Below are 11,411 nucleotides of genomic sequence, written 5' to 3' on the forward strand. Positions count from 1 at the left end.
CGCATGACCAGTGCTGACGAGTTCGTCAGTGCGGCGCCGGCCGGGGGTTCGCCCCTGGCCGGCGGGGCCGAGGAGATCGAGCACGACCGGGACACCCTGAGGACGGTCTTCGGGACCTTCGCCACCGGCATCACCGTGGTGACGGCGAGCGGTGACACCCCGATGGGGATGACCGCGAACTCCTTCACCTCGGTGTCGCTCAGTCCGCCCTTGGCGCTGGTGTGCGTGGAGCGCAAGGCGGCGATCCACGACGCGATCCTCGCCGAGGGCGTGTTCGCGGTCTCGGTGCTCTCCTCGGACCAGGAGCACGTGGCGAAGTACTTCGCCAGCCACTCCCGGCCCCGCGGCGAGCAGGAGTTCTCCGCGGTCGACTCGTCCCCCGGGCCGTGCACCGGCGCACCCGTCCTGGCGGGCGCGCTGGCCTGGGTGGAGTGCCGGCTGACCGCCGTGTACGACGGCGGCGACCACTCCATCTTCCTCGGCTCGGTCCTCGACCTGGGCCACGGCACCGGAAGCGAGGCGCTGCTCTACCACGGCGGCCGCTTCCACCGCATCCTGCCGCACGCCGCCTGACGGGCGCGGCGAGGACCACAAAGGACGGGTGGGCCTGACCGGGAATCCCGGTCAGGCCCACCCGTTGTGGTGTGTGCGGCGGTCAGCCGGCGGCCTTCACCGTCATCGGCAGCCCGCCGCGGATCCGCAGCGTCAGCATCGGCTCGCCGAAGGCCTCGAAGTGCGGGCCCGCGGACAGCCGCAGATCCCGCGCCACCGTCGCCAGCACGACGGTCGCCTCCATCATGCCCAGCGTGTTGCCGACGCAGAACCGCGGTCCCGCGCCGAACGGGATGTACGCGTACCGCGCCCGCCCCGAGGCGCGGCCCGGCGCGAACCGCTCGGGGTCGAACCGGTCCGGGTCCTCCCAGAAGTCCGGGTGCCGCTGCAGGGTGTACGGGCAGATCAGCACGTCCGCGCCGGCCGGCACGTGGTAGCCGCCGATCTCGTCCTCCTCCTGCGCGATCCTGGGCAGCAGCCACACCGCCGGGTACAACCGCATGACCTCTTCGAGGACCTGCGTGGTGTACGTGAGCTTGTGCAGGTCGGCCAGCGACATCGGGCCGTCGCCGAGCACCTCGACGGCCTCCTTGTGCAGCCGCTCGGCGACCTCGGGGTGCTTGTCGACCAGGTAGAACGCCCAGCTGAGGGTGGAGGCGGTGGTCTCGTGGCCGGCCAGCAGCAGCGTCATCAGGTCGTCGCGCATGCTGCCCAGCGCGCGGACCCGGTCGGTCTCCCGCTCGGTGGACTGGATGAGCCGGGACACCACGTCGTCGCCGTCGGGCGTGGGGTGCGCGCGCCGCTCGGCGCTGAGCCGCGCGACGACGTCCATGAGGTTCCTGCGCGCCTTGCGGAAGCGGTTCTGCATCGGCAGCGGCGTCCAGGTGGGCACCGCGTTGAGCGTCATCATCTCGAACATGGCCTGGTTCTGCACGGCCTCGAAGTCCTCGCCGAGCGACTCGTACTCGCTCAGGTCGGCGGCGAGCAGGGTGCGGCCGAGCACCCCGAGGGTCAGGTCCGTCATCAGCGAGCGGACGTCCACCGGGCCCTGCCCGATGTGCGTGCGGAGCCGCTTGACCAGGTTGTCGGCCTCGTCGGCGACGGCGCCGAGCTGTGCGTTGATCCGCTTGGCGTTGAAGACCGGCTGGATCGTCTTGCGCTGGGACTTCCAGCGGTCGCCCTCACTGGTCAGCAGGCCGTCGCCGATCACCTTGCGGGCGTGCTGCAGGCCGATGCCCTTGTGGAAGTTGAGCGGGTTGTCGGCCAGCACGTACTTGGCGTGGTCGGGGTGGTTGAAGAGGTACAGCGTCTTGGGTCCGAGGGGGATGCGGGTGGCGTCGCCGTAGAGCTTGGCGGCCTCCGCGATCACCTCGATCCGGTTCTTGTTCATCCGCCAGAGCAGCGACAGCGCGTGCTGCCGGCCGGGGCCCGGCGGCCTGAGTCCCTTGCGGGGCGGACCGCTGGTGAGAGTGCTCACCGCTGGCCTCCCTTGCCGGCCTGGCCGGATTCCTCAACGGTGTCCAGGTCCACCGGCACCAGCTGCCGGGCGATGGTGGTGCGCCACACCTCGTAGGACGGCACCTCCTCCTTGTCGTAGGGCGGCGTCGGCCTGGAGGCCGCGCTGACCGCGGCGGCCTGCTGGCCGGGCACCCCGGTGAGGATCTTGGCCGCGAGGTCGCTGTGCGGGACGAGGGTCCCGGACTCCACCCGCGCGGTCACGGCGAACGTGCTGGCCTGCGCGACCTGCGCCAGGTGGACGCCGGCGCGCTCCTTGAACTGCAGGATCTCCTGCTCGGTGACGCCGCCCGCGTAGGTGATCGCGAGCCCGGCGCCGCTCCACAGGTCGCCGTGGCGGTCCTCGGGGAACGCGTCGATCATGTCGCCGACCAGGTCCGGGTCGGTGCCCGCGACGAACCACATGGCCCGCCCGATGCCCTGGTCGATGCAGCGGTCGGCGTACCAGCGCGGGCCGTCGGACGGCCAGGGGAACGCCGCCTCGCGGTACTGCTGGTGCACGTACTTCTTGGTCTTGAAGTAGGCCTGGTGGAAGCCGTATCCGTCCAGCACCAGCCAGCGCAGCAGCGGGTCCTTGACGTCGACCAGCGGCCAGCGGAACCGCGGCAGCCTGGCCATCGCCCAGCCCACGCCGACGTACACCATGTAGATGTGGTCGCCACCGCGGCCCTGCACGAACCGCTCGACGAAGTCGTGGCGGCCGCCGGGCAGGCCGTCGCGCATGGCGAAGCCCATCCCCGCGCCCTCGTAGGCGAAGCCGCGGAAGCGGTCAGGGAGCTGCTCCAGGTTCTCCTCCGCCTCGGCCGGCACGCCGCACTCCACGGCGTATGCGTACCCGCGCAGGAACATCTTGCCGACCGTTTCGAGCAGTTCGGTCGACTCCGGGGTCTTCTCGTTGAATCCGCGGACGGCACTGGATGTCTGAGAATCCGCCGGAGTCAATATGCGCCGCCTCAAGCTGCGCAGTGCACTGGTCACGTTCGCCTCCTCCTCGGTGGCACAAGGGAAACAATTCCCCACATAATGGTCCCAGTTGAAGCCGCCCGGACACTACTCCCAAATTGCCGAGCAGAGGACAAGGGCGTGATTGAGTTTCCAATTACCCTGCCGCTAGCCTGAGTTCCATGGTACCCACGGGAAATACGAATACGGCAAGGCCGAATCACTCGGTTGCCGTACTGGCCACGGTGTTCGTGGCCGTGTTCGTGTCCAATGTCGACCTCTTCGTCGTGAACGTGGCGCTCCCGGACGTCGGACGGGATTTCCACGGCGCCTCGCTCGGCTCGCTGTCCTGGATCCTCAACGCGTACGCCATCGTCTTCGCCTCGCTGCTGGTGGTCGCGGGCCGGCTCGCCGACCGGCACGGCCAGCGGTCCGGATTCCTGCTGGGCCTCGGCCTGTTCACCGTCGGCTCCGCGCTGTGCGCCGCCGCGGGCAACGTGCCGGTGCTGGTCGCCGCACGGGTCGCCCAGGCGGCCGGCGCGGCGGTCCTGCTGCCGACCTCGCTCGCGCTGATGCTCGCCGTCACCCCGGCGGCCAAGCGGCCCGCGATGGTGCGGGCGTGGAGCGCGGTCGGCGCGGTCGCCGCGGCCCTCGGCCCGGTGCTCGGCGGCCTGCTCGTGCAGGCCAGCTGGCGCTGGGTGTTCGTCATCAACGTGCCGATCGGCGTCCTGGCGCTGGCGGTCGGCTTCCGGGTGCTGCCCCGGCTCAAGCCCGACGCCTCCGGCCCCGGCCCCGACCTGCTCGGCGCCGCACTGCTCACCTTCGCCGTCGGCGCGCTCTCCCTCGGCCTGGTGCAGGGCAACGACTGGGGCTGGAGCAGCGGGCGGGTGGTCGGCAGCTTCGCGGCCACGGGCGTGCTGCTGGTGGCCTTCCTGGCGCAGTCCCGGCGCCACCCGGCGCCGATGGTGGAGATGGCGATCCTGCGCATCTCCCGGTTCAGCACCGCGAGTCTGGCGACCCTGCTGTTCGCGCTGGCCTTCGCCGGCATGATCCTGTCCTCCGCGCTGTGGCTGCAGAACGTCTGGGGCTACTCGGCGCTGCGCACCGGCCTGGCGATGGCGCCGGGACCGCTGATGGTGCCGCCGCTGGCGGCCGCCTCCGGGGCGCTGATCAAACGGTTCGGCGCCGGCCCGGTCTCCGCGGTGGGCAACCTCGTCTTCGGCTCCGGGGTGCTGTACTGGTCGCTGAACGCCGGCGCCGCCCACCACTACGCGAGCGACCTGCTGCCCGGCTTCCTGATCGGCGGCGTCGGCGTCGGGCTGACGCTGCCCACGCTGACCGCCGCGGGAGCGATCGCCCTGCCGCCGCAGCGCTTCGCCACCGGCTCCGGCATCCTCACCATGGCCCGCCAACTCGGCTCGGTGCTGGGCGTCGCGGTCCTCGTCGGCATCCTCGGCACGCCCCACTCGGTGAGCGCCACGGTCGACGGCTACCACCACGGATGGCAGGGCCTGGCGGCGGCGAGCGTGCTGGCGGCGGGCGCTGCGCTGGCGGTACGCCGGCCGCAGCCGGTCGGCGACGGCGGGATCGCACAGGACTCCGCGTCACTCGTCAAGCAGTGACCTGACGATCATCAGCGACAGGCCGGCGAAGAACTCCTGCAGTTCGTGTTCGGGGGCGCCGGCCGCGCGGGCCGCCTCCGTCCACAGGGAGGCGAAATGGCGGCGGGCCACCTCGGCGAAACCGGGGTCGCCCGCCGCCGCGCACAGGGCGAGTTCGAAACGCATCAGGTCACGGCGCGCAGCGGACGGCTTCGCGAACGCCTCGGCGAACTCGCCGGCCGAATGCGTGGCGCATTCTCGACCCACCTCGCGGAAAAGTCGGCACAATTCGAGAAGAGCCCACTCCGCGGTCTCCTCGAACAGCTTGCGCTTGGTCTTGAACAGCCGGAAGAGATAGGGCTGGGACACGCCGACCCGGTCGGCTATCGCCACGGTGGACGTGGCCTCGTAGCCCCGCTGGCCGAATTCGACGAGCGCGGCGCGCACCACCAGTGCGCGCCGCTCATCCGCCTTCACCGCGCGGTCAGTCCGCGACCGGCGCGGCCGCCCCGGCGAAGTGCGCGCGAATCGCCTGCCGCCACAGCTCGTACGCGGGCACCCCCGTGCCGTCGAGCGCGGCGTCCTCGGTGCGGTCGGCCAGCTCCACCGTCTCCTTGACGCCCAGACCGCCGGTCAGCGCCTCGCCGGACGCGGCGCTGTGCGCGGGCATGTGCCCCGCGTAGTCGCGTGCCTTGACCGCGAAGGTCGCGCCGAGCGCCAGCTCGGGACCGAACTCGCCGGCGAGCTTGACCAGTCCGGCCAGCTCCGCGGGGCCCGCGCCGCCGGCGAAGGTCGCGGCCAGGCCGACACCGCTCCACAGGTCGCGCTTGCGGTGCTCGGCGAAGCCCTCCACCCGCGCCGCGACGGCCGGGCAGTCGGCGCCGTGGATGAACCACAGCGCCCGGCCGATGCCCTGGTCGACGGCGCGCAGGAAGTAGTCGGGGTCGCCGGCCCACGCGTAGGGAGCCGGCACGAACTGCTGGTCGACCCAGCGCTTGACGTCGAAGTAGGCCCGGTCGAAACCGTAGCCGTCGACCGCCAGCCAGCTCATGGTCGGGAAGTACGGGGACCCGCTCAGGTCGGGCAGCACCTTTCGCCACATGCGGCGCGGCAAACGGGCCATCGCGAAGCCGATGCCGATGTAGGTCAGGAAGATGTGCCGCTGGCCCGGCCCGAGCAGGAACTCCCGGGTACGCGCCCCGTGCATGACGTCGCGGATGGTGAGTGCCATCGTCGCGCCCTCGTAGGCGAAGCCGCGCATGACGGGCTCCACCAGGGCGAGCCGGCGTTCGATCTCCCACTGGTCGCGGGAGTCGATGGCCCACTCGAATCCGCAGATCACCGACTGGGGAATGGATTCCAGTGCCTCGGTGACCGCGGACGGCTCGACAGGGAAGCCCCGCCGGACGAACGTCACGTCCTCCAGCGACGGCGCCATCGCGAGGCGCCGCAGCGAACCGAACACAGTCGACATCGGTCTCCTCCAGAGGGTTGCCCGGGTTGCCTCCCCATCGTCGTGATCGGGGCGGCCTCACCACCTCTTCCGGATTGCCGAGTCCGGCCGGGCGTCGGCGGGTTGACTCCGGCGGGTCACCGCGATTCCACTGGACCCCTGCCGATCCTCCGGAGGACCCGCATGACCAGCCACGCCGGGCGGCCCCTGCCGCGCAGCACGCCGTCCGCCGAGGGCGTCGACGCCGACGGCGTCCTCGCCCTCCTCGACGCGCTGGAGGCCGCGCCCGGCGTCGAACCGCACAGCCTGATGATCCTGCGCCACGGCCGGCTGATCGCCGAGGGCTGGTGGGCGCCGTACGCACCCGCCCGGCCGCAGCTGGTCTACTCGCTGAGCAAGAGCTTCACCACGACCGCCGCCGGCCTGGCCGTCGGCGACGGCCTGGTCGACCTGGACGCCCCGGTGCTGCGCTACTTCCCCGAGCTGGACGGCGAGGTCACCGATCCGCGCAGCCGGGCGCTCCTGGTCCGGCATGTGGCGGCGATGGCCAGCGGGCACGTGGCCGATACCTTCGAGCGGGCGCTCGCGGTGGACCGGGAGAACCTGGTGCGCGGCTTCCTGCTGCTGCCGCCGGACCGCGAGCCGGGCACCGTCTTCGCGTACAACCAGCCCGCCACGTACACCCTCGCCGCGATCGTGCAGCGGGTGACCGGGCAGCGGCTCACCGACTGGCTGCGGTCCCGGCTGTACGGCCCGCTGGGCATCGCCGAGGCGCACTGGGAGCAGTTCCCGCCCGGCCGCGACCTGGCGTTCAGCGGGCTCTACACCACCACGGACGCGGTGGCCAGGCTCGGGCAGCTGTACCTGCGGGACGGCGTCTGGGAGGGGCGGCGCCTGCTGCCCGCCTCCTGGGTGGCCGAGGCGACCCGCCCGCAGGTCTCGAACGCCGACGACGCCTCCCGCGATGCCGCGCCGGACTGGCAGCAGGGCTACGGCTTCCAGTTCTGGATGTCCCGGCACGGCTACCGCGGCGACGGCGCGTACGGGCAGTACATGCTGGTGCTGCCCGAGCAGGACGCGGTGGTCGCGCTCGCCTCGGAGACGAAGGGCATGCAGGAGGTGCTCGACCTGGTGTGGCGGCACCTGCTGCCCGCGTTCGGCGCCGCCGCCCCGGAGGGCGTGGCGGCCGCGGCGGACGAGCGGCTGCGGCTGCGCCTCGCCGCCCTCCAGGTGCCGCCGCTGTCCGCCAGCCCCGCGCCGCCCGGCGACGCCGCGGCCTGGTCGGCGGCGGAGTTCACCCGCGCGGGCGGGGACGCCGACCCCGACCGGCCCAAGCTGACCGGCGCGGCCGTCACCGCCGACGCAGCGGGCGGCGGCTGGACGCTGACCCTGACGGAGGCCGGGCGGCAGCTGGACCTGCGGTTCGGCGGGGCCGGCTGGAGCGTCGACGAGGGCGGCGGGGAGCGGCCCGCCACGGCGGTGAGCGCGGGGTGGACCGATCAGGACACCCTGGTCGCCGACATCGCGTTCCTGGAGACGCCGCACCACCTGGTCGTCACCTGCTCGCGCGCCACCGGGACGCTCACCGCCCGCTGGAGCAACCCCCCGCTGCGGCGCGGCCGGCTGCTCACGCACCACGCGCCCCGGCCCTGACGTCCGGCCCCGGCCCGCGGGCCGGTCGTCAGCCGGCGGCCGTTCGCGATACGTTGCGCCCCGGGCGGCGCGGACGATCCGCCGGCGGGCGGAGGGCAGCGGGCATGGCGCAGAACGGTCGGCCGACCCCGGGCGCGGACGACGGCGCCCGAGCGGGCGGCGGCGCGGACCCACCGGCCGCGCAGCCGCCGGCCAGGGCGGCGAGAACACCCGCCGGGGCGTCCGGCAGTCCCACGCTCGCGGAGATCGCCCGGCAGGCCGGCGTCTCCGTGCCGACCGTCTCCAAGGTGCTGCACGGCCGCTCCGATGTGGCGGCCAGGACCCGGGCCAAGGTGCAGCGGCTGCTGGAGCAGCACGGCTACCTCGCCCGGCGCCGGCCCACGCCCACCGCGCTCGCCCCCGGCGGCCTGATCGACTTCGTCATCAACGAGCTGGACGGCCCCTGGGCGGTCGCGCTGATCCGCGGCGCGGAGGACGCGCTGCACGAGGTCGGCATGGGCATGGTCGTCTCGGCGGCGCGCGGCCGCGAGCGGCACGCCGCGCGCTGGCTCGACTCGCTGGCCGGCCGCGGCACCCGCGGTGCGATCCTCGTGGTGCCCGAGCTGACCGACGGCGAGCACGAGGAGCTGCGGCGGCTCGGCATCCCCTACGCCCTGATCGCGCCGGTCGAGGAGCCGCCGCCCGGGGTGCCGTGGGTCGGCGCGACGAACTGGCCCGGCGGCCTGGCCGCGACCCGGCATCTGGTCCGGCTGGGCCACCGCAGGATCGCGGTCATCGGCGGGCCGCCGCACCGGCTGTCGTCCCGCGCCCGGGTGGACGGCTACCGGTCCGCGCTCGACGAGGCCGGCCTGCCCTTCGACCCCGCGCTCGTCCGCTACGGGGACTTCACCCACGAACCCGCCCACCGCCACGCCCTCGACCTGCTGCGGCTGCCCGAGCCGCCCACCGCGATCTTCGCCGGCAGCGACCAGCAGGCGCTCAGCACCTACCGCGCCGCGGCGGCCCTCGGGCTGCGCGTGCCGCACGACCTCAGCGTCGTCGGCTTCGACGACCTCGACTTCGCGGACTGGGTCACGCCGCGGCTGACCACCGTCCGCACTCCGCTGCCGGAGATGGCCGGGCTCGCCGCCCGTATGGTCCTGCGGATGCTGGCGGGCGAGCGCCCGGAGAGCACGCGCGTGGAGGTCGCGAGCGAGCTGGTCGTGCGCGACAGCACGTGTGCGCCGCGCTGAGCCGCGGCCCACTGCCGCCCCGGCGGGGGCGGTCCCGGCGGGGTCGCCGCCCCGGCGGGGTCCCGCGCCGCTGGGGACCGGGCTCGCGCCCGGGACGCCTCACCAGGGGGACGGTGCGTAGTCCTTCAGGAAGCAGCCGAAGAGGTCCTCGCCGCTCTCGCCGCGGACGATCGGGTCGTAGACGCGTGCCGCGCCGTCGACGAGGTCGAGCGGGGCGTGGAAGCCCTCCGCGGCGAGCCTGACCTTGTCGGGGTGCGGGCGCTCGTCGGTGATCCACCCGGTGTCGACCGCGGTCATCAGGATGCCGTCGGTCTCGAGCATCTCCTGCGCGCTGGTGCGGGTGAGCATGTTCAGCGCGGCCTTGGCCATGTTGGTGTGCGGGTGGCCGGGGCCCTTGTAGCCGCGGCTGAACTGCCCCTCCATGGCGGAGACGTTGACGACGTACTTGCGGCGTGCGGCCGCCGCGGCCATCGCCGGGCGCAACCTGCTGACCAGGACGAACGGCGCCGTCACATTGCACAGCTGCACTTCGAGCAGCTCGATCGGGTCGACCTCGCCGACCGTCTGCACCCAGGTGTTGCTGGGGTCGAGGTCGGGGACGAGGCCGCCGGCGTCGATGGCGGTGCCCGCCTCGATCCTGGCGAGCGACGCGGACCCGCTGACCAGCGCCAGCTCCGTGACGTCCTGCGCGGTGAGCGCCTCGCGGCGCGGCGACGGCAGGGCGGCGGCCGTCTGCGCGCCCGACCCGAACGCCCCGAACACCTCGGACGCGGGCAGCTCCCCGGCCGGCAGCGGCGCCGCCTCGGCGGCGATCAGTTCGCTGTACGCCCGCGGCGAGCGCCGCACGGTCTGCGCGGCGTTGTTGATCAGGATGTCGAGCGGTCCCTCGGCGGCCACGGAGTCGGCCAGCGCCACCACCTGCGCCGGGTCCCGCAGGTCTATCCCGACGATCTTCAGCCGGTGGATCCAGTCCGCGCTGTCCGGCATCGCCTTGAAGCGCCGGATCGCGTCGTTCGGGAAGCGCGTGGTCACGGTGGTGTGCGCGCCGTCACGCAGCAGCCGCAGCGCGATGTACATGCCGATCTTGGCGCGGCCGCCGGTGAGCAGCGCACGCCGCCCGGTGAGGTCGGTGCGGGCGTCGCGCCTGGCCCGGTTCTCGGCCGCGCAGGACGGGCACAGCTGGTGGTAGAAGGCGTCCACCTCGGTGTACCGGGTCTTGCACACGTAGCAGGAGCGGGGCCGCTGGAGAATGCCGGCGATCTCCGTGCTGACCGTGGCGGTGAGCTGGATGCCGAGCGTCTCGTCGTCGATGCGGTCGGCGGCGCCGGTCGCGGTGGCCTCGGTGACGGCCTTGTCGTTGGCGGTCTTGGCCGCACGCCGCTCCTGGCGGCGGCGCTGCTTCACGGTCCGGTAGATCCCGGCGGTCGCGCGGCGCACCGCGATGGCGTCCGGGTGGTCGACCGGCAGCAGGTCCAGCTCGGCCAGCACGGACAGGCAGACGGCCAGCCGGTCGGGGTCCACGCCGGGACCGGCCTCGGCGCCGGCACCCGCGGCGAGGTCCGCCGCGGGTGCCGCCTGCTCGTCCAGGCCGTCGTCGAGGCCCGGATCGAGGCCCTGGTCGAGGCCGGGATCGAGGCCCGCGGCGACCTCGGGATCGAGGCCGTCCGTGGTGGAGGCATCCGCCGCCGCGGGGTCGTGAAAGTCCTGCGTCGTCGCCGTCATGCCGTTGCTGCTCTCTTCGTCGCGCCCCCGGGTATCGCGCCGACTTTACGTTTCAGCGGTCGGCTCCTCCAAACCCGGCCGGTGCGGTCGGGGTCCGCACACCCGGGCCCGGCACGCTCAGCGCCCGGTCGGTGTGCGGCCCGAGGCCGAGCTGCTCGGCGAGCCGCAGGTCGTCCACGGTGTCGACGTCCAGCCGGACGCTGGGCGCGTGCACGCCCGCGAGCTCCTGGGCGCCGCCGAGCCGGTGGTTGCGCTGCGAGGGCCCCTCGAAGGCCGGGCGCAGCGGCTGCCCGGCCGCCGCGGTCAGCACGGTGGTGCCGCGGCCCGTGTGGTCGGCCAGGAAGGCCCGCGGGTGGCGGGCCGCCGAGGTCAGCACCCGGTCCAGCTCCGCGGGGCGCAGCGCGGGCAGGTCGGCCGCCAGCACGGCGACCGGGGCGGCCGGGGCGAGCGCGCGGGCGTAGGAGGCGCCGTGCAGGGCGGCGGCGTTCAGGCCGGACCGCGGCCGGTCGGCCAGCGGGAGCGCACCGCTGGCCGCCGCCCGCGCGGCGGCCAGCGGCTCGTCGGTCACCACGACCACCAGCCCCACGGTGGCCGCGGCCAGCACGGCGTCCAGCGTGTCCGCGTAGAACGCCCCGGCCAGCGCCGCCCGCCGGGTCCCGGCCCACAGCGCCAGCCGGGACTTGCCCACCGCGAACGGCTTGACCGGCAGCACCACGGTCCACGGCACGCTCATGACCCGCC

The 11,411-nt window shown here is 73.8% G+C and carries 10 protein-coding genes; 4 read left to right on the forward strand and 6 right to left on the reverse strand.

What is annotated here, in order from left to right:
• The first annotated feature begins 3 nt into the window (after positions 1–3).
• Positions 4–573 carry a flavin reductase family protein gene (locus V2S66_RS22000; RefSeq protein WP_330797635.1) on the forward strand — a complete coding sequence of 190 codons (570 nt, stop codon included), beginning with the start codon at positions 4–6 and terminating at the stop codon, positions 571–573.
• Positions 574–655: 82 nt separating this feature from the next.
• Here the strand turns inward: V2S66_RS22000 and V2S66_RS22005 are convergent, their stop codons facing one another.
• Positions 656–2,029 (reverse strand): cytochrome P450, encoded by a 1,374-nt coding sequence (locus V2S66_RS22005; RefSeq protein ID WP_330797636.1) that lies wholly within the window; start codon positions 2,027–2,029, stop codon positions 656–658.
• Positions 2,026–3,045, reverse strand: a complete 1,020-nt coding sequence (locus V2S66_RS22010; RefSeq protein ID WP_330797637.1) for a DUF1702 family protein — start codon at positions 3,043–3,045, stop codon at positions 2,026–2,028. The genes V2S66_RS22005 and V2S66_RS22010 overlap by 4 nt, the downstream gene beginning before the upstream one ends.
• Positions 3,046–3,266: 221 nt before the next feature.
• On the opposite strand from V2S66_RS22010, the gene V2S66_RS22015 reads away from it, so the two are divergent.
• Complete coding sequence (locus V2S66_RS22015; protein ID WP_330797638.1) at positions 3,267–4,631, forward strand: MFS transporter; 1,365 nt, start codon at positions 3,267–3,269, stop codon at positions 4,629–4,631.
• Here V2S66_RS22015 and V2S66_RS22020 read toward each other — a convergent pair.
• Entirely contained in the window at positions 4,614–5,087 is a 474-nt protein-coding gene (locus V2S66_RS22020; protein WP_330797639.1) for a TetR/AcrR family transcriptional regulator, read from the reverse strand. The two genes, V2S66_RS22015 and V2S66_RS22020, sit on opposite strands and share 18 nt — an antisense overlap.
• 7 nt (positions 5,088–5,094) lie before the next feature.
• A complete protein-coding gene (locus V2S66_RS22025) occupies positions 5,095–6,084 on the reverse strand; it encodes a DUF1702 family protein (protein ID WP_330797640.1) in 990 nt (329 codons plus the stop codon).
• A 162-nt stretch (positions 6,085–6,246) separates the two neighbouring features.
• Here V2S66_RS22025 and V2S66_RS22030 point away from each other — a divergent pair, with 162 nt between their 5' ends.
• Together V2S66_RS22030 and V2S66_RS22035 are read left to right on the forward strand one after the other, a co-directional pair.
• Positions 6,247–7,716 (forward strand): serine hydrolase domain-containing protein, encoded by a 1,470-nt coding sequence (locus V2S66_RS22030; protein ID WP_330797641.1) that lies wholly within the window; start codon positions 6,247–6,249, stop codon positions 7,714–7,716.
• A gap of 104 nt (positions 7,717–7,820) precedes the next feature.
• Positions 7,821–8,948 (forward strand): LacI family DNA-binding transcriptional regulator, encoded by a 1,128-nt coding sequence (locus tag V2S66_RS22035; protein WP_330797642.1) that lies wholly within the window; start codon positions 7,821–7,823, stop codon positions 8,946–8,948.
• 99 nt (positions 8,949–9,047) lie between these two features.
• Here the strand turns inward: V2S66_RS22035 and V2S66_RS22040 are convergent, their stop codons facing one another.
• Together V2S66_RS22040 and cofC are read right to left on the reverse strand one after the other, a co-directional pair.
• Complete coding sequence (locus tag V2S66_RS22040; RefSeq protein WP_330797643.1) at positions 9,048–10,670, reverse strand: SDR family NAD(P)-dependent oxidoreductase; 1,623 nt, start codon at positions 10,668–10,670, stop codon at positions 9,048–9,050.
• A gap of 52 nt (positions 10,671–10,722) precedes the next feature.
• Positions 10,723–11,403 carry a 2-phospho-L-lactate guanylyltransferase gene (gene cofC, locus V2S66_RS22045; protein WP_330797649.1) on the reverse strand — a complete coding sequence of 227 codons (681 nt, stop codon included), beginning with the start codon at positions 11,401–11,403 and terminating at the stop codon, positions 10,723–10,725.
• Between the last annotated feature and the right edge of the window lie 8 nt (positions 11,404–11,411).

Origin of the sequence: Actinacidiphila polyblastidii (assembly GCF_036353415.1) — a bacterium.
Lineage (GTDB): Bacteria > Actinomycetota > Actinomycetes > Streptomycetales > Streptomycetaceae > Actinacidiphila > Actinacidiphila polyblastidii.

Bases quoted from the DNA above. Each gene is read 5' to 3' on its own strand.
- V2S66_RS22040 (WP_330797643.1), bottom strand. From the start codon at position 10,670: ATGACGGCGACGACGCAGGACTTTCACGACCCCGCGGCGGCGGATGCC.
- V2S66_RS22025 (WP_330797640.1), bottom strand. From the start codon at position 6,084: ATGTCGACTGTGTTCGGTTCGCTGCGGCGCCTCGCGATGGCGCCGTCG.
- V2S66_RS22035 (WP_330797642.1), top strand. From the start codon at position 7,821: ATGGCGCAGAACGGTCGGCCGACCCCGGGCGCGGACGACGGCGCCCGA.
- V2S66_RS22030 (WP_330797641.1), top strand. From the start codon at position 6,247: ATGACCAGCCACGCCGGGCGGCCCCTGCCGCGCAGCACGCCGTCCGCC.
- cofC (WP_330797649.1), bottom strand. From the start codon at position 11,403: ATGAGCGTGCCGTGGACCGTGGTGCTGCCGGTCAAGCCGTTCGCGGTG.
- V2S66_RS22000 (WP_330797635.1), top strand. From the start codon at position 4: ATGACCAGTGCTGACGAGTTCGTCAGTGCGGCGCCGGCCGGGGGTTCG.